Genomic DNA, 18,139 nt, shown 5'->3' on the forward strand with positions numbered 1-18,139 from the left:
ACCCCGCGACCTCCTGGGAGAGCGTCATGACCATCGCCCCGTACCCCGTGACCGACCCCGTGGCCGAGCTCGGCGAGGGCCCTGTGTGGTCGAGCCGGTGGGGCGGGCTGCGCTGGGTGGACCTGCTGGCCGGTGACGTGCTGGCGCTCGACCCGCAGGGCGGGGTGCGCCGCCGCCACGTGGGCAAGGTGGCCGCCGCGCTGCGCCCGCGCGCGTCGGGCGGGTACGTGGTCGCGGGCGAGCGCGAGCTGCTGCTGTCCGACTCCGACGATCTGGACGCCCCGCTCCACTCCCTGGGCGAGGCGTGGACCGACCCCGGGATCCGCATGAACGACGGCGGCTGCGACCCCGGCGGCCGCTTCTACATCGGCAGCATGGCCTACGACGAGACCCCGGGGCGCGGGTCGTTCTACGTGGCCGGGCCCGGCGGCGACCTGCGGGTGGTGCTGCCGGAGGTGACGATCTCGAACGGGTTCGACTTCAGCCCGGACGGCTCCCTGGCCTACTACGCCGACACCACGACCGGCCGCGTCGACGTGCTCGACTACGACCCGGAGGGCGGGCTGAGCGGGCGCCGCCCGTTCGCCGTCGTGGACCCGGAGGACGGGTTTCCCGACGGGCTGACCGTCGACGCGGAGGGCGGGGTCTGGGTGGCGCTGTGGGACGGCGGGGCCGTACGCCGCTACGACGCCGGCGGCCGGCTCGATGCCGTGGTCAGCCTGCCGGTACGGAGGGTCACGGCGGTGACGTTCGGCGGCGAGGGCCTGGACCGGCTGTTCATCACCACCGCCGCGCTCGGCGTGGACCGGGCGGAGCAGCCGGACGCGGGCGCCCTCTTCGCCGCCGACCCCGGCGTCAAGGGACGGCCGGTCCTCCTCACTACCTTGTGAGAGTGCTAACCTAGGGCATCTAGGAAAACAACTAGATGGCTTAGGTTCAGGAGGTGGCCATGGCCCGTGCCGGGCTGACGGCGGACCGGGTGACCGAGGCGGCCGCGGAACTGGCCGACGAGGTCGGGTTCGACAACATCACCGTGTCCGCGCTGGCACGCCGGTTCGGGGTCGCGGACGCGAGCCTGTACTCACACGTCAAGAACCTCAAGGACCTGCGGGTCCGGGTGGCGATCCTGGCCGCCCGCGACCTGGCCGACCGGCTGGCCGACGCGACGGCGGGGCGGGCGGGCAAGGAGTCGCTGGCCGGGTTCGCCAGTGCGTGGCGCGAGTTCGCCCGGACGCGGCCCGGCCGCTACCAGGCCACCCAGCTGCCCCTGGACCCGGCCGTGGTGGCCGAGTCCGCGGGGCATCTGCGGATCATGTCCATCACGTACGCGCACCTGAGCGCGTACGGGCTCGCCGAGCCGGACCTGACCGACGCCATTCGCCTGCTGCGCAGCACGTACCAGGGATTCTTCAGCCTGGAGGCGAGCGCCGGGTTCAACCACCCCCGCGACCTCCAGGACACCTGGACGAAGATCCTCGATGTGCTCGACGTCGCGCTGAGGCATTGGCCGAGCAACCCCCAAGGAAACGATCATGAATTCCCTCACTGAGAACGACATCCGCGCGTCCTTCGTCAACTGCTCCAAGGGCGAGGCCCGCCGGCTCGGCCTCCCGCGCGACCTGTCCGAGTCCCCTTGGACCGACCTCGACTTCCTGGGCTGGCGTGACCCGGGGGCGCCCGAGCGGGCGTACCTGGTGGCCGAGCGCGACGGCGAGCCGGTCGGCGTGGCGCTGCGCCTGACGCAGGAGGTGCGCAGGAGCTTCACGAAGTCCACGCTGTGCTCGGTCTGCGTGACGCCGCACTCGGGCACGGGGGTGGCGCTGTTCACCGCGCCCAGGACCGGAGCGGCGGGCCGCCAGGGCAACACGGTCGGCGCCTACATGTGCGCGGACCTGGCCTGCTCCCTCTACGTCCGCGACAAGAAGCGCACGGAACTGGGCACCCGCTTCGAGTCGCTCACGGTGGCGGAGCGGATCGTGCGTGCGGCCGCCAACCTGGACGGGTTCCTGGACCGGGTGCTCGACGGCAATCTCAAGTGACGTGACTCGGCGACAGCCGCCCGAGGCGACGCGGCTTCGCAACAGCGGCGCGAGGTGACACAGCTTGCAGACGGCGGCCCGAGGTGACGGGGCTTGGCGGGGGCGACGTCCAGCGCGCGTCCGCGGGCGGGAAGGGCCGTCCGCGGCGCCGTCCGGGCGCTCTGTGAGGCGGCCGGTGCGGGCGTCGCCCATGGCTTGGACAGCGCTTGCCCGCCCGGCGGTTCCATCGAAACGCCGGCGAACCCGCACCCGCGTCAACCCAGCAGCTCAGGCGCGTGATCCTTGAGCCTGTCCAGGAAGGCCGCCGCCAGCCGGCTCCGGTGGCCGCGCCTCCTCCGTACGGCGACCACGGGCAGGCCCGCGTCCAGGCTCTCCACCTCGATCGCCCGCAGGCTGCCGATGCGCAGCTCCTCCCGGACGCTCCCGGTGGGCATGAGCGCGACGCCCAGCCCGGCCTCGACCAGCCTGCGCTGCGCGGTGAGGCTGTCGATCCTGGTGATCGCGGGGTCGGCCAGCCCGGACGCGAGCAGCAGGCGTTCGAGGAGATGGCCGAACGAGTCCGACTGCCCCCGCTCGGGCGGAAAGCCGAGCCACCGCTCCCCCTGGAGCGCCCGCAGGTCGGGCAGGCGGCGGGCGGTGACCGGGTGCGAGGCGGGCACCACGACCTGGAGCTTCTCCACGCCGAGCGGGATCGACTCCAGCTTGGGGTCGGCGTCGGAGAAGTAGCGAAGACCCAGGGACGCCTCGCCGCCGCGCACGAGCGCGCTCACCTCGCGGCTGGTCGCGGTGCGCAGCTCGACCGAGGCGTCGGGGAACTCCGCCTCGAACGCGCGCAGCGCCCGGACGATGTGCGAGTCGGCCAGGGTGCCGACGATGGCCAGGCTGAGGGCCTGCGCCTCGGCGGGCTCCCGCGACAGGTCCCGTACGGCCCGCTCGCCGTCGCGCATCGCGGCGAGGGCGGCCTCCGCGTACGGCAGCAGCGCCCGTCCCGCCTCGGTGAGCACCACCCGCCGACCGGCCCGCTCGAACAGCGCCGCGCCCAGCGAGCGCTCCAGCTCCCTGATCCGGCGGCTGATCGCGGGCTGGGACCGGTCGAGCCTCCGGGACGCCTCCGTGAACCCGCCCGACTGGGCGATGCACACGAACGCTTCGAGCTCTTCCACCGTCATGATCCATCAGTATTCCTGATGTCAAATGTCAGATCTATGCATTTGACGGATCGCGAGAACGGCGACGACAGTGGGCTCATGACCGATCAGACGACCAGGGCCATGCGGTTCCGGGCTCTCCACGAACGGCCGGAGCCCTTCCTGCTGCCCAACCCGTGGGACGCCGGAACGGCGCGGCTGCTGGCCGGCCTCGGCTTCGAGGCGATCGCCACCACGAGCCTCGGCGTGGCCAACATGCTCGGCCGCACCCGGGCCGGCCGGCAGGACGTCCTCGACAACTGCCGCCTCATCAGCGAGGCGACGCCCCTGCCGGTGAACGCCGATCTCGAGAACGGCTTCGCCGACGAGCCCGCCGAGGCGGCCAAGATGATCGAGGACGCCTGCGCGTGCGGCGCCGTCGGGGCGTCCATCGAGGACGCGACGGGCGACCCCCGGCGGCCGATCTACGACTTCGGGCTCGCCGTCGAGCGGATCCAAGCGGCCGTCGAGGTCGCCCGCGGCCTGCCGGTCCCGCCCGTTCTGACCGCCAGGGCCGAGAACCTCCTGTACGGCGTCGCCGACCTGGACGACACGATCAGGCGCCTGCAGGCGTTCGAGGCGGCGGGCGCCGACGTCCTGTACGCGCCGGGCCTGCGCACGCTCGACCAGATGCGCGCGGTCGTCTCGTCCGTCGGCAGGCCGGTCAACGTGGTGATGGGCTTCGCGGACCCCTCGATCACGCTGGAGCAGCTCGCCGAGATCGGGGTGCGGCGGGTGAGCATCGGCGGCGCGCTCTCCCGGCTCGCCCTGGGGTCATTCCTGGACGGAGCCCGGCAGATGCGGGCGGGCCGGTTCGGCTTCCTCACCGAGATGGTCTCGATCTCCGACCTCCACGAGGCATTCGCCCCGCCATCCGAGTAGGTCGCCGCCCCCGCCCTTCGCAAGCGCCACCGCGCCGAGCCCCACTGCCCGAGTGCCATCCGCGTAGGTCATCGCCACCCGACCTTCCCGAGCGCCGCTTCCCGAGCACCACCGCCCGAGCGCCATCGCTGGATCAGCTCGCCGAAGCGCGGGCTCGCCGGGTGAGTAGCCACTGCCAGCGCGGCAGCTCCAGCACCGCGGTGACCACGGCCAGCACCGACACCGCCCCGGCGACGACGACGGGCCAGGCGGCCCACGCCGCCGCCATCGCGGCCACGAGCTGCAGCAGGACCAGCGCGATCGTCACCGGCCCTGGCACCGCGACGATCACGTTCCGTTTGTCGCCGGGCGTGGAGAAGAGCGTCGGCAGGCCGATCAGCACGACGACCGACAGCACGGCCAGCGGCACGGAGTGCGGGGCGAGGGCCCACGGGGTCGCGACCCAGGCGACCAGCTCGGTGGCGAACCGGAACGCGGAGGCGACGCGGTCGTCCGGGCGCGGGGTGGAGGGCATGCGCGCAATCTACCGGGTGCGCCCCGCGTGATCCGCGGGGGCACCCGGCGTCAGCCGACCACGACCCGCACCCCGGGCGAGGGAGGGTGCCGATGCGCGCGTGCGGGGTGTCGGGACGGCCTTCACGGCATGGAGGCCCGCCGCCTCATCCCCGACCCGGACACGGGCCTCTGACCCCCGCCTTACGTCCCCTTCCGCGCCATCGTCGGCAGGCCCCGCCGCCCGCGGGCCACCTCGGGGTGAGCTTCCCCTCGACTCGAGGCCATGGCTCGCGGCCCCGAGCCGCCGAATCCAGGGGCCCTGAGGTCGGGACGTTGTCCTTGACGGCGTCGGCGAGGTCGTCCTGCTCGGTCAGGCTCTCCTCGACCTTGTGCGAGGTCTCCTCGGCGGTCCGCTCGACCAGCGTGCGGCGGGTGCTGCTCTCGACCACCTCGACCATGCCGCCGGAGCTGATCCACAGGTGGCCGACGCAGGAAGGTGTCGAACTCGAAGAAGTACTCCCTGAACAGGTTGACCAGCCCGACCGGCGACAGCACCCCCTGCGCGAGGGTGTCGAACCGCTCGGCGAGCGCCGCCAGCCCCTCGTCGTCGAGCGCGGGCGGCCTGCCAGGCGAACGCGCCGCCGCCGAGGCGGGCCGGCCGCTCGTCGGCGAGCGCCCGGCGGCCCGCAGGAATCCGTTCTGGCCGAATCATCCGGCCAGCGGCTGGTAGACGCCGAACAGCTCGCCGGCGTACGGCAGGGCGCCGGTGAAGTCGTCGGGCGGTCGCCCGTTGAACACCGGCGCGCCGACCATGGGCGCGGTCATGACCTGCAGGGGCTGCGCCGTGGTGCCCGCCCCCCCGCCAGGAACGGCACCGCGGCGAGCGACTGCCCCTGCGGCGCCTTGGCCATGAGCACCTCGTACGAGGACTCCACCGACGGAGCGACGAACGAGATCGTCTGGGGCCCCGGCGAGGTGATCTGCCGGCCCGCGTACACGCGGCTGGAGGTGGCGCCCCGCAGCACGAAGGCGCCTTCGAGCTGCGGCACGCCCGGGTATTGCTCGGGGCCACGCACGTCCGCCCGGCGCGGCAGGCCGATGGCGATGCGCTGGCCCGGCGTGAGATCCCCCTGCCCGGCCCGGGGTTGTTCGTGTCCACCCGTCAGGACCAGATGCTGTATCCGTTGCCGGTGGTGGGCCCGGGATCGCGGCCCGGCCGGCGAAGGTGACTGTCAGCATCGAACACCACCTGACCAGGGTCAGGGCGGCCGGGCGCGGCGCATGAGTATGGCCTGCTCAACGTGCGCCCGCGGAAGCGGACTGTCACCCCGGGAGGGGGGCTCGGGCTAGAAGTCCATGTCGCCGCCGCCCGGCATGGCCGGAGCGGCAGGGGTCTTCTCGGGCTTCTCGGCGATGACGGCCTCGGTGGTGAGGAAGAGCGCCGCGATGGAGGCGGCGTTCTGCAGCGCCGAGCGCGTCACCTTGGCCGGGTCGATGATGCCCGACTCGAACATGTTGACGTACTCGCCGGAAGCGGCGTTCAGGCCCTCACCCGGGGTGAGGTTGCGCACCTTCTCCACCACGACGCCGCCCTCGAGGCCGGCGTTGACCGCGATCTGCTTCAGCGGCTCCTCCAGAGCCTTGCGCACGATCGCCGCACCCGTGGCCTCGTCGCCCGACAGCTCCAGCTTGTCGAACGCCTTGGCGCCGGCCTGCAGCAGCGCCACGCCACCGCCGGGCACGATGCCCTCCTCGACGGCCGCCTTGGCGTTGCGCACGGCGTCCTCGATGCGGTGCTTGCGCTCCTTCAGCTCGACCTCGGTCGCCGCGCCGGCCTTGATGACCGCCACGCCGCCGGCCAGCTTGGCCAGCCGCTCCTGGAGCTTCTCACGGTCGTAGTCGGAGTCGGTGCGCTCGATCTCGGCGCGGATCTCGTTGACCCGGCCGGAGATCTGCTCGGCGTCACCGGCGCCGTCGACGATCGTCGTCTCGTCCTTGGTCACCACGACCTTGCGGGCGCGGCCGAGCAGGTCGAGGGTGGCGTTCTCGAGCTTGAGACCGACCTCCTCGGCGATGACCTGGCCACCGGTCAGGATGGCGATGTCCTGCAGCATCGCCTTGCGGCGGTCGCCGAAGCCCGGGGCCTTGACCGCGACCGACCGGAAGACGCCCTTCATCTTGTTGACGATCAGGGTGGCCAGGGCCTCGCCCTCGACGTCCTCGGCGATGAGCAGGAGCGGCCTGCCCGACTGGACGACCTTGTCGAACAGCGGCAGCGCGTCCCTGTTGGCGGAGACCTTGCCGTTCACGACCGCGACGTAGGGGTCGTCGAGGACGGCTTCGAGCCGGTCGGCGTCGGTGATGAAGAGCGGGGCGATGAACCCCTTGTCGAAGCGCATGCCCTCGGTGAGCTCGAGCTCGAGGCCGAAGGTGTTGCTCTCCTCGACGGTGATGACGCCTTCCTTGCCGACCTTGTCCATCGCCTCGGCGATGAGCGAGCCGATCTCGGGGTCGGCGGCGGAGATGGAGGCCGTGGAGGCGATCTGCTCCTTGGTCTCCACGTTCTTGGCCAGCTTGGAGAGCTCCTCGCTGACGCGCTCGACGGCGGCCTCGATGCCCTTCTTCAGAGCCATCGGGTTGGCGCCGGCGGCCACGTTGCGCAGGCCCTCGCGCACCAGCGCCTGGGCGAGCACGGTGGCGGTGGTGGTGCCGTCGCCGGCGACGTCGTCGGTCTTCTTGGCGACCTCCTTGACCAGCTCGGCGCCGATCTTCTCCCACGGGTCCTCGAGCTCGATCTCCTTGGCGATGGAGACACCGTCGTTGGTGATCGTGGGAGCGCCCCACTTCTTCTCCAGCACGACATTGCGGCCCTTGGGGCCCAAGGTCACCTTGACGGCGTCGGCGAGCTGGTTCATACCGCGCTCGAGCCCGCGCCGGGCGTCCTCGTCGAACGAAATCATCTTCGAAGCCATGTTCTCTCCTGCTCATGATGGGGGCGTGCCGGGACGGCGCCCGCGACGGACGGCCCGCGGGCAGGCGGCATGACCTGCCCGCGGACCTCGCCGTCCCGGCGGCTGGCACTCTCAAGGGGTGAGTGCCAGGCGTCTCCCCGCACTTTACCCACAACTTGCGCGCCACGCACATAGTGCGCGGCACGCAATATCGGATAGAGTCATCTCATGAACGACGACGCCGTGGACCTCCGGGCCCGCAACAAGCAGGCCACCCGGGAGGCGATCAGCCATGCCGCCCTGCGCCTGGCCATCGAGCAGGGGCCTCACGGGCTGGCCCTCGTCCGCGTCCATGACATCGCCACGGCCGCGGGCGTCTCCCCCCGCACGTACAACAACTACTTCTCCAGCAGGGAGGAGGCGATCTGCGCCTTCCACGCCGACCAGGCCAGGCGGGCGGGGGAGGCGCTGCGGGCCCGGCCCGCCGGCGAGCCGCTGGACGAGGCCGTCATCGCGGCCGTGGTCGAGCTCTACACCGACCCCGAGCCCGACCGGGCCGGGCTGCGCATGATCATGTCGACGCCGGCGCTGGAGGGAGAGGCGCTGAAGACGTTCACCATGGCGGAGGGGCCGCTCGCCGAGGCGATCGCGGCACGCACCGGCGCCGATCCCGGGCGCGACCTGTTCCCCGCCGTCGTGGCCGCCGCGGTGGCCGGCGCCATCCGGGTGGCGGGGCGGCGCTGGCTGGAGCCCGGCAACACCGAATCGTTCGGTGCCATCCTGCGCCAGGCCCTGTCCGTCGTCCTGCCCGCCGCGCCGCCCGGAGGGCCCCAGGGGTAGGGCGCTCAGTGCTGGGCGGTGGCCAGGTCCAGCCGGGCGGGGGTGCGCCACCAGACGGCCGCGGCCGCCAGCAGCATGAGGACGGCGCCGTACAGGCTGGTCGTGCGGAGCGACTCGGTGAAGGCGAGCGTGGCCTGGGCGGCCAGGTCGGAGGAGCCGATCGCGCGGGCGGCCGCCAGCGCGCCGCCGAGCGACTCGCGGACCGCGTCGGTGGCGCCCTCGGGCAGTTCGGCCCGGTAGAGGGCGGTGGCCAGGCTGCCCAGCACCGCGACGCCGAAGGTGCCGCCGATCTCGTACGAGGTCTCCTCGATGGCGGCCGCGCTGCCCGCCTTCTCCGCTGGGGCGCCCGCCATGATCACGGCGGAGGCGATGGCCAGCGAGCCCATGCCCGCCCCGATCAGCAGGATCGACACGGCCACCCAGAGATAGGTCGTCGGGGCGACCCAGAGCACCGCGAAGCCAAGCCCGCCGACCATCAGCCCGCCGGCCAGCACCGTACGCGCGCCGATCCGGGTGGCCAGGGCCGGCGCCAGCGGCGACAGGACCGCGGAACCGGCCGCCATGGGCAGCATGGCCAGCCCCGTCTGCAGCGGCGAGTAGCCCTGGACCAGCTGCGCCCACTGGACCATGAGCAGCATCATGCCCGCCATGGCGATCGAGGTGGTGAAGGCGGCCACGGTGCCGGAGGTGAAGGCGCCGCCGCGGAACAGCCGGATCTCCAGGAGGGGGTCGGGGCGGCGCAGGCACCGCCGCACGAACCAAGTCAGCGCGATCGCGGCCAGGACGACCGTGAGGGCGGTCCAGGCGTCCAGGCCCTCGGTGGCCACGTGCTTGATGGCGTAGACCAGGGCGATCATGCCGACCATCGACAGGACCGTGCCGAGGACGTCCCAGCGGCCCGGGCTGAGGTTGCGCGACTCGGGCAACAGGAGCAGCCCGGTGACAACGGCGACGGCCATGATCGGCACGTTCACCAGGAACGCGGCGTGCCAGCTGAAGGCCTCCAGCAGCAGCCCGCCCACGATCGGGCCGAGCGCGCCGCCCACCGCCGCCATCGCGGCCCACACGCCCAGCGCGGTGGCCCGCTCGCGGGCGTCGGTGAACAGGTTGCGGATCATCGACAGCGTCGACGGCATGATCATCGCACCGCCGACGCCGAGCAGCGCCCGTACGGCGATCACCTCGGCCGGACTGTCGGCCCACAGCACGGCGACGGAGGCCAGGCCGAAGACGGTGAAGCCCGAGACGAGCATGCGCTTGCGGCCCCAGCGGTCGCCCAACGCGCTGACGGCCACCAGCAGGCCCGCCACGACCAGGGAGTAGACGTCGATCATCCACAGCAGTTCGACCGCGCCCGGCCGCAGGTCGGCCGAGATCTGCGGCAGTGCCACGTTGAGGATGGTCATGTCCATCGTGATCAGCAACAGGCTGGCCGACAGGACGGCCAGCGCCGCCCAGCGTCTGGGGTTCAGCTCGGTCACGGTGTTCGTCATGGGGGTCCTCCGGAGAAAAAAGGGGTGGTGGCGCAGGGTCACACGGCGGGCCCCGGCGAGCTGGACGAACGCCGGGGTGCTGGGCACGTATGGGGGGTGGAGGACGCCTGCTCGGACTCCTGCTTCAGCCGGCGTCGGCGTCCCGCGCCGCCACCAGCTTGAGCAGGCGGTCGTGGAGTGCCTGCTTGACCGGCTCGGACAGGGGGATCATGCTCGTGGCCCGCCACAGCCACAGCCCGTCGACGGCCAGCTGGGCCAGGAGCCGGTCGATGTCGTGCGGGTCGGTCGAGGTGGGCGGTGGGGCCCAGCGGGCGATGAGGTCGTCCCACGGCTCGGCCAGCGCCGGCGTGGCGACCGACTCGACCATGAAAGCCAGGTCGGCCTTGCTCACCGCTCCGTGCACGCCCAGCCGTACGTAGGCCTCGAGGGCCTCCTGCGGCGACGCCTGCGCCAGCGGCTTGCCCAGCTCGGCGACGAGCTGGGCCTCCCACGCGTCGGTCAGGTGCCGCTGGATGGCCAGCAGCAGCTCGTCGCGCGTGCGGAAGTGGTACATGAGCCCGCCCTTGGTCACGCCGGCCTCCTCGGCCGCCGACTCCAGGGTCAGGGCGGTGATGCCGTCGCGCTCCGTCACGCGGATGGCGGCGTCCAGGATCCGGGTTCTCTGGCTCGGTCGCATGGCGAGTAACTGTACCATCCAGAAGGTACAGTTACTCGCTCACGCGGTAGCCGCCCGGGGGCGGCGGCCGGAGTCAGGCGGGGCGCAGGGCCTTGAGGGTGAGCTCGACGAGGGCGTCGGCGTACTGGGGGGTGAGCGGGCCCGAGCGGTGCAGCCAGCGCTGGAACAGGGGGGCGTACAGGAGCTCCAGGGCCAGGTCGAGATCGGCGTCGGCGGCGATCTGGCCGGCCCGCTGCGCGCTGCGCAGCCGGGCCTTCTTGGCCTCGTCGACCGGCCCCGCCAGCTTCTCGCGGTACTGGGCGGCGAGGTCGGGATCGTTGATGATCTCCATGTTGAGCGCCCGGATCGGCGCCTCGAACGCAGGGTCGGCGAACTCGGCCACCGTGGCCCGCATCACGAGCTTGAGATCGGCCTCGATGTCGCCCGTGTCGGGCAGCGTGATGCTGTCGCCGACCTGGCTGAGGGCGAGGAAGGCGTCGAAGATCACGGCGCCCTTGGAACGCCACCAGCGGTAGATCGTCTGCTTGCCCACGCCCGCGCGGGCGGCGATGGCCTCGATCGAGACCTTGGCGTAGCCCAGTTCGGAGACCAGCTCGCGGGCCGCTTCGAGGACGGCCTGCCGCGAGCGCTCACTGCGGCGGGCGGGATCGGGGCGCTTGGACATGCGGATCAGCATAGCACCAAGACGAGACGATACGGTCCGTCTTGCTTGCGGCGAGCGTGTCGCGGTCGGCGCCGACCGCGATGCACCCCAGGTCCCGCTCCGCGCCGAGATAGGAGGCGATCCTAATGCAGGCCTCCGTCAGGACCGGGACGCCGGGCGCGCAGCTCGTCCCGGAAGGTGACGAGGGCGACGATCGCCCCGGCGACCGACCCGAACAGGGCCGTCAGCGCGTCCGCGAGATTCCCGGCGACGGTGCCGGTCCCGGCGGACTCGCGCAGCTCGGCGGTCTGGGCGTCCATCCGGTCGACGCGATCGAGCACGAACTCGGCGAGGAAGGCGTCGAAGTCCTCGAAGTGCCGGTGCAGGACGGGCCTGGCACTGGGTGGACCCGGTCGCCGGCGCGGCCAAGGCGGCGCGGGTGCTGCGTCCCGGGGGGACGGCTGGCGACGTGGAGGAGTGGCGGTTCGACTGGGAGCGGTCCTACACCCGCGACGAGTGGCTGGACCTGTTGCCCACGACCGGCCTCCACACCCGGCTCCCGGCGGGCACGCTGCGGGAGGTGCTCGCGGGCGTCGGCGCGGCCGTCGACGCGATGGGGGGCGCCTTAACGATGCGGTCCGCCACGGTGGTGGTCACCGCGGCGCGCCAGTCATGACGCTCCCACCCTGACCATCAGTCCGCGGATCTCGTAGCCGCCGATGTCGTTGTTGAAGCTCACGCGCGGCGCCGACGCCATCCGGACGCCGTCCATGGCGAACAGGCGGCTGAGGAAGACGTCCGTCTCCAGGATGGCGATGTTCGATCCCGGGCACCGGTGCGGCCCGTCGCCGAAGGACAGCGCCGCGGCGCCCGGGGCCCCGTCGATGGCGCGGCCGGGGCGGATCGACAGCGGCCGCGAGCCCACGGCCAGGGGATCGGTGTTCGCCGCGTCGACGAACACCTCGATCACCGCGCCCGCCGGCACCGTGACCGGCCCGTCGGCGCCGATCAGGTCGAGGGCGGCCGTGGTGCGCCGGCGCAGCCGCCCGACCACGGGTTCGAGCCGCAGGATCTCGTGCAGGACGGCGAGGCGGCCGGGCTCGTCCGCCGCGCGGTAGCGCTCCAGCAGCGCCTCGTCGGTGAACAGGTGCCAGGCCGCGACGCAGATGAACTCGCGCGTGGTCACCATGCCGGCCGCGGCGAAGGTCAGGCACTCGCCGAGGATCTCGGCGTCCGTGCACCCTTCGGAGATCAGATGCGAGATGAGGTCGTCGCGCGGCTCGCGGCGGTGGGCGCGGATCGCCGGGCGCACGTCGGCCAGGTAGACGCGCAGCCAGTTGACGTTCTGCCTGACCAGCCAGTAGATCCCGCTCGGGCTGGTCAGGCCGGGCCGGCCGAACTTCTCGGGGAAGAACCGTTCCAGCCTGCCCCGGATCCCGGGCCTGCTGGAGGTGAGGCCGATGATCGCGCTCGCCACCTCGATCGCCATGCCGAAGCTCAGCTCCGACAGGTGCGCCTCCCCCGTCGCCCGCAGTTCGGCGAGCCGGCTCTCCGCGACCCGCGCCATCAGGCCGCGATACCGCTCGTCCACCCTGCGGGGCGTGAAGAACCGCGCGGTCTGGCGGCGGTCCTCGCGGTGCTCGGGCCCGTCCCGGTAGAGGACCGGCCGCCGGACCCTGGCGGGCAGCTTCTCCACGGTCTCGACGCCCAGCCCGGCCTGTACGGTGTCGTGGCTGCGCAGCACGGCGCGGGCCTGCGCGTGGCCGCGGACCTCCCACGTTCCGTCGTCGGCGCGCCGGACCGGGCAGGCCCCGGGCGCGGCCGGACGCGGGATCTTGCGCGTGTCCTCGCTGTGGTCGTTCACGCCGGCACGCCTCTCCCTGTCGTCGGCCGCCGTTGACCATGCTCGTCCCCGTTCGACGTGAGATCAAGGGAACGGGGTGTCCGGGAAATACCGGATGTCACGATTCGACTTGACTGATGATCTTCGATGCACCAGATTGTTCGCGACTTTTCGGACCGTTCCCAAGGAAACCCATGAAGCGAGCCATCATCGGTGTCGCCGTGGTCGCGGGCGTGGTGCAACTCACCGCCACGCCCGCGCAAGCGGCACCCCAGATCGACCCGGTCAAGGCGCTCAAGGCCGAGCTGACCGCCGGCAGAGCCGTCAACGTGCAGTCCACGGCGAAGGTGACGTACACGCGCAGCCTGGTCGTCACCTCGGGGCTGGAGGGCACGATCGGGTTCGACCGGCGCGGCGCGGCCGCGTCCGATGTGGCCCAGACCCTGCAGTACAGCGAGGACCTCCTCCGCAGCGTGAAGAAGTCGAAGCCGGCCGAGGTCGAGGCCCTGCAGCAGGGGCCCATCAGAATGATCTCCACGCGGGAGGCGAGCTACGTCTCCGGCCCGATCGTGGATCCCGCGTTGCCCCAGGGCACGAGCTGGGTGCGCTACGGGACCGGCCTGCCGCCGGGCAATCTGGTGCTGAACGTCCTGGAGCCCGCCACGCTCAAGACGCTCCTGTCCCACCGCGCCTCCTGGCGTGACGGAGTGCTGAAGGGCTCCATCAAGGCCACCAAGCTCGCGGCGGTGTCGCCCTCGTTCGCGTCGCGCTTCGGCACGCGTTCCAAGAGCGGCGGCAAGATCACGTACACTCTCTGGTTCGGCCAGGGCGGCCTGGTCGAGCGGCTGTCCGCCAAGGCCGTCCTGCCCTACGGCGACGGCTCCATGACGGTCGAGTCGAGCACCCGCTTCTCGGACTGGGGTCGCCAGGTCACCGTCCTGCTGCCCCTGCAGGGAGACGTGCTCGACCGGGACCAGCTCGGGGACAAGGTCCCGGCCGAGGTCCCCGGGATCTGGAACTAGACGCCCCTCCGTTCGCCCGGCCGCGCCTCACGAGAGCCGGCCGGGATTTCCCGGCTCCGGAGCACGCCCCAGCGGGTGTGTGCCACGGCAGAACACCACCGCTGGGCCGGCGCCCCGCGATCTCCCGACCCTGCCAATCGATGACCGGCCACGCCGAACCGCCCGGCACCATCCGGCGACCCGAGGCCGGGTCAGGTGAGCGAGCGGGCGGCCCGGTGGGGACGGCTGAGGGCAATGTCAGTCGCGGGTCGTCAGTGCGAAGATGCGGACGAGCTGATGATCGATCAAGGCCACGGCTTCTTCGGGGGTCCGCTTTCCGAGCAGGACGGTGGTCTGGAGCCCGTCGGCGCCCGCCACCAGGAATGCCGCCTCGGCCGCGGCGTCGAGATCGTGAGACACCTGGCCGAGCTCCTGACCTTGCGTGATCAGAGCGGCGACGAGTTCCTCCATCGCATGCGGCGTGTCCCGGGCGACCTTGACCAGGGCGGGATCGGTCAGGAAGGGGACGAAGTAGGCGGCGTACACCAGGTGCCGGTTGCGTCGCTCCTCATCCAGCGGCAGCAGTTCGAGCAGCACTCCTCGCACGAGCGCGTGCATGCCGGGCGCTTCGCCGAGCGTTGCGAGGCGTTCGCGGGCTCGTCGCTCGGCGTCGTCGTTGAGGATCTCCAGCGCGCCGAGCAGCAACTGGTCGCGGGTGCCGAAGTAGTACTGCAGCAGCCGGGCGGAGACCTTGGCCTCGGCGGCCACCTGTCTCAGAGTCACATCCTCCAGGCCGCCTCGGATGGCCAGGCGCCAGACCGCTTCTGCGATCTGGCGACGGCGCTGGTCGTGGTCCACCTGTTTCGGCATGCGATCCATCCTCGCGACTTTTGTGGTGCGATCGTACCAAGACCAATGTTATGGTTCGATCGCACCACAACCTGTGGCGGGCGGTCCCCGCCTGCCGTCACGGCCCGTCGGGGCGATGGGAGACAAAGCACACATGAAGCACGTCGCCGTGCAGATCATCGGAATGCTGCTGCTGGTCCTGGGAGCGCAAGGCGCCATCCGGCTGCTGGCCGACCACGACAACGCCGGGCTGCTCGCATGGTTGCCCGGTGGATTCACGGTGTGGCTGGCGTGTTACGCGGTGGCCACCGTCGCCGGAGCGGTGCTGGCCGGCTGGGGCAGCAAGAAGGTCAAGCAGAGCGGGCGCGGGCGATGACCGGCCGCACATCGGCGACGGCCGCAGTCCTCGTCCTGATGGCAAGCGCATCGATGCTCGTGGCGGGCGGCACGCCCGCCCGTGCCGGCGAGGTCTCCGATCCGGTGGCCGTGACGGCGTCGGGCAAGGTCCGGGGAACGGCTCAGAGCCAGGTGCATCGTTTCCGCGGCATCCCGTACGCCGCCCCGCCAACCGGGGAGCGGCGCTGGCAGCCACCCCAGCCGCCGAGTCCCTGGCCCGGCATCCGCGACGCGACGAAGGCGGGACCGGCGTGCATGCAGCAGGAGGCGCCTGACATGCCCAAGGGCACGCCGCAGAGCGAAGACTGCCTCACCCTGGAGGTGACCACACCCGCCCGGCCCGGCAAGCGACGGCCGGTCATGGTCTGGGTGCCCGGCGGCGGTTTCATCACCGGCGCCGGCTCGATCTATGACACGGCACGACTGGCCGCGGCCGGAGACCTCGTGGTGGTGACGGTCAACTACCGGCTCGGCGTCTTCGGCTTCTTCGCCCACCCCGAGCTGGGCGAGGCCAGCAACTTCGGCCTGCAGGACCAGGTGGCGGCGCTGGGCTGGGTACGCGCCAACATCTCCGCGTTCGGCGGCGATCCCGGCAAGGTGACCCTCGCCGGAGCCTCGGCCGGCGCGATGAGCACCTGCACCCTCATGACCTCACCAGCCGCCCGGGGCCTGTTCCACCGGGCGATCGTCCAGAGCGGATCATGCCGCACCAGCCATCCGGCCGGAGCGTTGGGCACGGGCATGCCCGCGATCTCCTCCTGGCATCCGATCCAGACCATCCAGGGCGCCGGCCAGGCCCTCGCCGAGCAACTCGGCTGCGCCGACGTCGCGTGCCTGCGCCGCAAGAAGGCCGGTGAGCTGTTGCCGTACACCGCCCAGTTCCCACTGCTCGCCTACGGCACCAGCCTCGTCCCGCAAGAGCCGGCCAAGATCTTCGCCGCGGGCAAGCAGGCCACCATACCGCTGCTGCAAGGCAACGCCCACGACGAGCACGTCGAGTTCATCCTGACCGCCTACCCGCACGACATCACCACCCGCCAGTATCCGGCCGTGCTCAAAACCGCCTTCGGAGCGGCCGCACCACGGGTCGAACGACGCTACCCCGCGCGACGGTTCCCCTCCCCCATCGCGGCGGCCGGCCGCGTGTTCAGCGACAGCGGCTGGATCTGCCCCTCATGGAAGGCCGGCCGCGAGCACGCCAGAAAAGCGCCCACCTACGCCTACGTCTTCACCGACCCTTCCGCGCCCACCCCCAGCGGACAGCCCCTGCCCGCCCACGTCCGCCCCGCCACCGCGCACGGAGCCGAGACCTTCTACCTTTTCGATTTCCCCGACGCTCCAGGACTCACCGCAGACCAGCGACGCCTCGCGGACCAGCTCGTCGGCTACTGGACGCGGTTCATCCGCACCGGCGACCCCAACGGGGCGGGCAGCACGACCTGGCCCCGTCTCGACGCCGCCGACAGCGCGCTCAACCTCGCTCCTGATGCGGTACGCCCGGTCAACATAAAAGTCGCCCACCACTGTGGTCTCTGGTTCTGATCAACCGAGACACCGCAGGGAGACAAGAGGTTCACGACCCCCTTGACGATCTCCGACCGTCCCGTGCGGAACCTCCAAGGCCAGGCCGCCCACCGGCAAAAAACGCGGATCGCGGCGGCTGGCGACCGCCCAATTCGACAAGACCGGCTATCAAAAGTAGCTCTGACCTGGCAAAGGCTGGTCTGATCGGTCACCCACAATCACGAGCAGAAGGTGCTGGCTGCCGAGGCGGGTAGCCGGCTGCGCCGGGTCGGCATTTCATCGTGCCAGGCCTCTTCGACGGCACCCATGAGTTCGTCCTGACCGCGACGAACAGCGGAACACGCCTCATCCAGAGTGAGACCTTCAAGGGCATCCTCGTGCCCTTCCTCGGCAAGATGATCGCCGGCACCGAGCGGAACTTCGCGCGTCTGAACGAGGCGTTGAAGAGGCACGTGGAATCGCCCCGGGTTGATGAAGGCCTTGGTGTCCCCCGGCCGGCGAGCGAAGGGTGAATTCCGGGTGAGTGAATCGGGCGTGCGCCCGCTGAGGCGGAGGTGCTGATCAGGCTGCCGCGCGAGGCCACCGGGGCGATCGCGCCGCCGGCCCACGAGATCGCCGTCACCGAGCTGCTGCTCGTCGCCACGGCCGCCCGCCTGGCGCCCACGACGACGCGAGCGGCTGGCCGACCTCGACGCGCTCACCCGGACGCTCCGAGCGAGCGAGCGGGCGGCGAGGAACGCGGCGGGGGAACGCGGCGGGAGACTCAGTCGCGCAGGAACTCGGCGGCCTGGCGGCGGAGCCTGTCCGGGGCGTCCGCCCAGACGGGGGCCCGCGTCATCGCCTCCAGCCTGACCTTCTTCACCTCGCGTGGCGCGTCGGCGCCCACCCCGAGGTGCGGCCACAGGTGGTCGAGCTCGTCGTACGGCAGGTCCCACGACTGTCCGATCGCCCCTTCGTCGGGAGCCGCCGGCAGGAACACCTCGTCGGCGGTCCGCGCCGGGTCGACCTGGACGATCGTCAGTCCGAGGTGTTGGGCCGCGTCGCGCAGGCGGCGCCGGTGGCTCTCGACGGTCTCCGGCGACGGCTGCCCCCCGCCGGACAGCAGCGCCAACAGCCAGCCCGACGCACCGACCTTGGACAGGTCGAGGACGAGCCGCGCGCCGGCATCGTCGGTGAAGGCCCGGTGGGCGAGGCTGGCCTCATTTCCGGGCCCCTCGGCACGCGGGACCTCGTCGAGGCCGAGCGTGCCGATCAGCTGCCGCACCTGATCGGCCGCGAGGTCCCCGTGGGCGAGGACCCGGAGCACGGGCCAGAGCATCG

22 protein-coding genes are annotated in these 18,139 nt (G+C 71.9%); 11 read left to right on the forward strand and 11 right to left on the reverse strand.

Features of this window, described 5'->3' with window-relative positions; all coding sequences use genetic code 11:
• The first annotated feature begins 26 nt into the window (after positions 1 to 26).
• From HD596_RS45675 to HD596_RS45685, 3 genes are read left to right on the forward strand one after another with little or no spacing between them, the layout of a single operon-like run.
• Positions 27 to 890, forward strand: coding sequence for an SMP-30/gluconolactonase/LRE family protein (locus tag HD596_RS45675; protein WP_185075576.1), 864 nt, complete (start codon positions 27 to 29; stop codon positions 888 to 890).
• A gap of 59 nt (positions 891 to 949) precedes the next feature.
• Complete coding sequence (locus HD596_RS45680; protein WP_185075577.1) at positions 950 to 1,549, forward strand: TetR/AcrR family transcriptional regulator; 600 nt, start codon at positions 950 to 952, stop codon at positions 1,547 to 1,549.
• Positions 1,533 to 2,039: an FBP domain-containing protein gene (locus HD596_RS45685; RefSeq protein WP_185075578.1), complete on the forward strand. Its 507-nt coding sequence runs from the start codon at positions 1,533 to 1,535 to the stop codon at positions 2,037 to 2,039. Before HD596_RS45680 ends, HD596_RS45685 begins: the two co-directional genes overlap by 17 nt.
• Before the next feature lie 254 nt (positions 2,040 to 2,293).
• Here HD596_RS45685 and HD596_RS45690 read toward each other — a convergent pair whose 3' ends face one another.
• Positions 2,294 to 3,208, reverse strand: coding sequence for a LysR family transcriptional regulator (locus HD596_RS45690; protein WP_185075579.1), 915 nt, complete (start codon positions 3,206 to 3,208; stop codon positions 2,294 to 2,296).
• Between the two features lie 78 nt (positions 3,209 to 3,286).
• Here HD596_RS45690 and HD596_RS45695 point away from each other — a divergent pair, with 78 nt between their 5' ends.
• Positions 3,287 to 4,108: an isocitrate lyase/PEP mutase family protein gene (locus HD596_RS45695; RefSeq protein ID WP_185075580.1), complete on the forward strand. Its 822-nt coding sequence runs from the start codon at positions 3,287 to 3,289 to the stop codon at positions 4,106 to 4,108.
• 133 nt (positions 4,109 to 4,241) lie between these two features.
• On the opposite strand, the gene HD596_RS45700 is transcribed toward HD596_RS45695, so the two are convergent.
• Positions 4,242 to 4,622 carry a hypothetical protein gene (locus tag HD596_RS45700; protein ID WP_185075581.1) on the reverse strand — a complete coding sequence of 127 codons (381 nt, stop codon included), beginning with the start codon at positions 4,620 to 4,622 and terminating at the stop codon, positions 4,242 to 4,244.
• Positions 4,623 to 5,099: 477 nt separating this feature from the next.
• Between HD596_RS45700 and HD596_RS45705 the strand changes: the two genes are divergently transcribed.
• On the forward strand, positions 5,100 to 5,333 hold the full coding sequence (locus tag HD596_RS45705) for a hypothetical protein (protein ID WP_185075582.1): 234 nt from the start codon (positions 5,100 to 5,102) through the stop codon (positions 5,331 to 5,333).
• A 91-nt stretch (positions 5,334 to 5,424) separates the two neighbouring features.
• Here the strand turns inward: HD596_RS45705 and HD596_RS45710 are convergent, their stop codons facing one another.
• Together HD596_RS45710 and groL are read right to left on the reverse strand one after the other, a co-directional pair.
• Positions 5,425 to 5,652: a hypothetical protein gene (locus tag HD596_RS45710; RefSeq protein ID WP_185075583.1), complete on the reverse strand. Its 228-nt coding sequence runs from the start codon at positions 5,650 to 5,652 to the stop codon at positions 5,425 to 5,427.
• A gap of 297 nt (positions 5,653 to 5,949) precedes the next feature.
• Positions 5,950 to 7,575 carry a chaperonin GroEL gene (gene groL, locus HD596_RS45715; protein ID WP_185075584.1) on the reverse strand — a complete coding sequence of 542 codons (1,626 nt, stop codon included), beginning with the start codon at positions 7,573 to 7,575 and terminating at the stop codon, positions 5,950 to 5,952.
• A gap of 207 nt (positions 7,576 to 7,782) precedes the next feature.
• Here groL and HD596_RS45720 point away from each other — a divergent pair, with 207 nt between their 5' ends.
• Complete coding sequence (locus tag HD596_RS45720) at positions 7,783 to 8,394, forward strand: TetR/AcrR family transcriptional regulator (RefSeq protein WP_185075585.1); 612 nt, start codon at positions 7,783 to 7,785, stop codon at positions 8,392 to 8,394.
• Between the two features lie 5 nt (positions 8,395 to 8,399).
• Here HD596_RS45720 and HD596_RS45725 read toward each other — a convergent pair whose 3' ends face one another.
• From HD596_RS45725 to HD596_RS65300, 4 genes are all read right to left on the reverse strand, one after another.
• Positions 8,400 to 9,887, reverse strand: coding sequence for an MFS transporter (locus HD596_RS45725; RefSeq protein ID WP_185075586.1), 1,488 nt, complete (start codon positions 9,885 to 9,887; stop codon positions 8,400 to 8,402).
• Positions 9,888 to 10,011: 124 nt separating this feature from the next.
• A complete protein-coding gene (locus HD596_RS45730) occupies positions 10,012 to 10,563 on the reverse strand; it encodes a TetR/AcrR family transcriptional regulator (RefSeq protein ID WP_185075587.1) in 552 nt (183 codons plus the stop codon).
• Positions 10,564 to 10,636: 73 nt separating this feature from the next.
• Complete coding sequence (locus HD596_RS45735) at positions 10,637 to 11,227, reverse strand: TetR/AcrR family transcriptional regulator (protein WP_185075588.1); 591 nt, start codon at positions 11,225 to 11,227, stop codon at positions 10,637 to 10,639.
• A 122-nt stretch (positions 11,228 to 11,349) separates the two neighbouring features.
• Complete coding sequence (locus HD596_RS65300) at positions 11,350 to 11,547, reverse strand: hypothetical protein (RefSeq protein ID WP_313046355.1); 198 nt, start codon at positions 11,545 to 11,547, stop codon at positions 11,350 to 11,352.
• A gap of 62 nt (positions 11,548 to 11,609) precedes the next feature.
• On the opposite strand from HD596_RS65300, the gene HD596_RS45745 reads away from it, so the two are divergent.
• The gene (locus HD596_RS45745) at positions 11,610 to 11,882 is read left to right on the forward strand and encodes a hypothetical protein (protein WP_313046356.1); all 273 of its coding nucleotides are present in this window, start codon (positions 11,610 to 11,612) and stop codon (positions 11,880 to 11,882) included.
• On the opposite strand, the gene HD596_RS65305 is transcribed toward HD596_RS45745, so the two are convergent.
• Complete coding sequence (locus HD596_RS65305) at positions 11,877 to 13,070, reverse strand: cytochrome P450 (protein WP_185075589.1); 1,194 nt, start codon at positions 13,068 to 13,070, stop codon at positions 11,877 to 11,879. The genes HD596_RS45745 and HD596_RS65305 overlap by 6 nt on opposite strands.
• A 173-nt stretch (positions 13,071 to 13,243) precedes the next feature.
• Between HD596_RS65305 and HD596_RS45755 the strand changes: the two genes are divergently transcribed.
• Positions 13,244 to 14,071: a hypothetical protein gene (locus HD596_RS45755; protein WP_185075590.1), complete on the forward strand. Its 828-nt coding sequence runs from the start codon at positions 13,244 to 13,246 to the stop codon at positions 14,069 to 14,071.
• 237 nt (positions 14,072 to 14,308) lie between these two features.
• On the opposite strand, the gene HD596_RS45760 is transcribed toward HD596_RS45755, so the two are convergent.
• On the reverse strand, positions 14,309 to 14,920 hold the full coding sequence (locus HD596_RS45760) for a TetR/AcrR family transcriptional regulator (RefSeq protein WP_185075591.1): 612 nt from the start codon (positions 14,918 to 14,920) through the stop codon (positions 14,309 to 14,311).
• 133 nt (positions 14,921 to 15,053) lie between these two features.
• Between HD596_RS45760 and HD596_RS45765 the strand changes: the two genes are divergently transcribed.
• From HD596_RS45765 to HD596_RS45775, 3 genes are all read left to right on the forward strand, one after another.
• On the forward strand, positions 15,054 to 15,275 hold the full coding sequence (locus HD596_RS45765; RefSeq protein WP_185075592.1) for a hypothetical protein: 222 nt from the start codon (positions 15,054 to 15,056) through the stop codon (positions 15,273 to 15,275).
• A 38-nt stretch (positions 15,276 to 15,313) separates the two neighbouring features.
• Positions 15,314 to 16,837 carry a carboxylesterase/lipase family protein gene (locus tag HD596_RS45770; RefSeq protein ID WP_185075593.1) on the forward strand — a complete coding sequence of 508 codons (1,524 nt, stop codon included), beginning with the start codon at positions 15,314 to 15,316 and terminating at the stop codon, positions 16,835 to 16,837.
• Between the two features lie 263 nt (positions 16,838 to 17,100).
• Positions 17,101 to 17,331: an SRPBCC family protein gene (locus tag HD596_RS45775; protein ID WP_185075594.1), complete on the forward strand. Its 231-nt coding sequence runs from the start codon at positions 17,101 to 17,103 to the stop codon at positions 17,329 to 17,331.
• Between the two features lie 251 nt (positions 17,332 to 17,582).
• Here HD596_RS45775 and HD596_RS45780 read toward each other — a convergent pair whose 3' ends face one another.
• Entirely contained in the window at positions 17,583 to 18,137 is a 555-nt protein-coding gene (locus HD596_RS45780) for a hypothetical protein (RefSeq protein WP_185075595.1), read from the reverse strand.
• Positions 18,138 to 18,139: the final 2 nt, after the last annotated feature.

Source organism: Nonomuraea jabiensis, from assembly GCF_014204795.1.
Lineage (GTDB): Bacteria > Actinomycetota > Actinomycetes > Streptosporangiales > Streptosporangiaceae > Nonomuraea > Nonomuraea jabiensis.

Coding starts and splice junctions, on each gene's coding strand:
- HD596_RS45690 (WP_185075579.1), bottom strand. CDS start 3,208: ATGACGGTGGAAGAGCTCGAAGCGTTCGTGTGCATCGCCCAGTCGGGC.
- HD596_RS45725 (WP_185075586.1), bottom strand. CDS start 9,887: ATGACGAACACCGTGACCGAGCTGAACCCCAGACGCTGGGCGGCGCTG.
- HD596_RS45695 (WP_185075580.1), top strand. CDS start 3,287: ATGACCGATCAGACGACCAGGGCCATGCGGTTCCGGGCTCTCCACGAA.
- HD596_RS45770 (WP_185075593.1), top strand. CDS start 15,314: ATGGCAAGCGCATCGATGCTCGTGGCGGGCGGCACGCCCGCCCGTGCC.
- groL (WP_185075584.1), bottom strand. CDS start 7,575: ATGGCTTCGAAGATGATTTCGTTCGACGAGGACGCCCGGCGCGGGCTC.
- HD596_RS45755 (WP_185075590.1), top strand. CDS start 13,244: ATGAAGCGAGCCATCATCGGTGTCGCCGTGGTCGCGGGCGTGGTGCAA.
- HD596_RS45760 (WP_185075591.1), bottom strand. CDS start 14,920: ATGCCGAAACAGGTGGACCACGACCAGCGCCGTCGCCAGATCGCAGAA.
- HD596_RS45780 (WP_185075595.1), bottom strand. CDS start 18,137: ATGCTCTGGCCCGTGCTCCGGGTCCTCGCCCACGGGGACCTCGCGGCC.
- HD596_RS45730 (WP_185075587.1), bottom strand. CDS start 10,563: ATGCGACCGAGCCAGAGAACCCGGATCCTGGACGCCGCCATCCGCGTG.
- HD596_RS45735 (WP_185075588.1), bottom strand. CDS start 11,227: ATGTCCAAGCGCCCCGATCCCGCCCGCCGCAGTGAGCGCTCGCGGCAG.
- HD596_RS45700 (WP_185075581.1), bottom strand. CDS start 4,622: ATGCCCTCCACCCCGCGCCCGGACGACCGCGTCGCCTCCGCGTTCCGG.
- HD596_RS45720 (WP_185075585.1), top strand. CDS start 7,783: ATGAACGACGACGCCGTGGACCTCCGGGCCCGCAACAAGCAGGCCACC.
- HD596_RS45680 (WP_185075577.1), top strand. CDS start 950: ATGGCCCGTGCCGGGCTGACGGCGGACCGGGTGACCGAGGCGGCCGCG.
- HD596_RS45675 (WP_185075576.1), top strand. CDS start 27: ATGACCATCGCCCCGTACCCCGTGACCGACCCCGTGGCCGAGCTCGGC.
- HD596_RS45685 (WP_185075578.1), top strand. CDS start 1,533: ATGAATTCCCTCACTGAGAACGACATCCGCGCGTCCTTCGTCAACTGC.
- HD596_RS45765 (WP_185075592.1), top strand. CDS start 15,054: ATGAAGCACGTCGCCGTGCAGATCATCGGAATGCTGCTGCTGGTCCTG.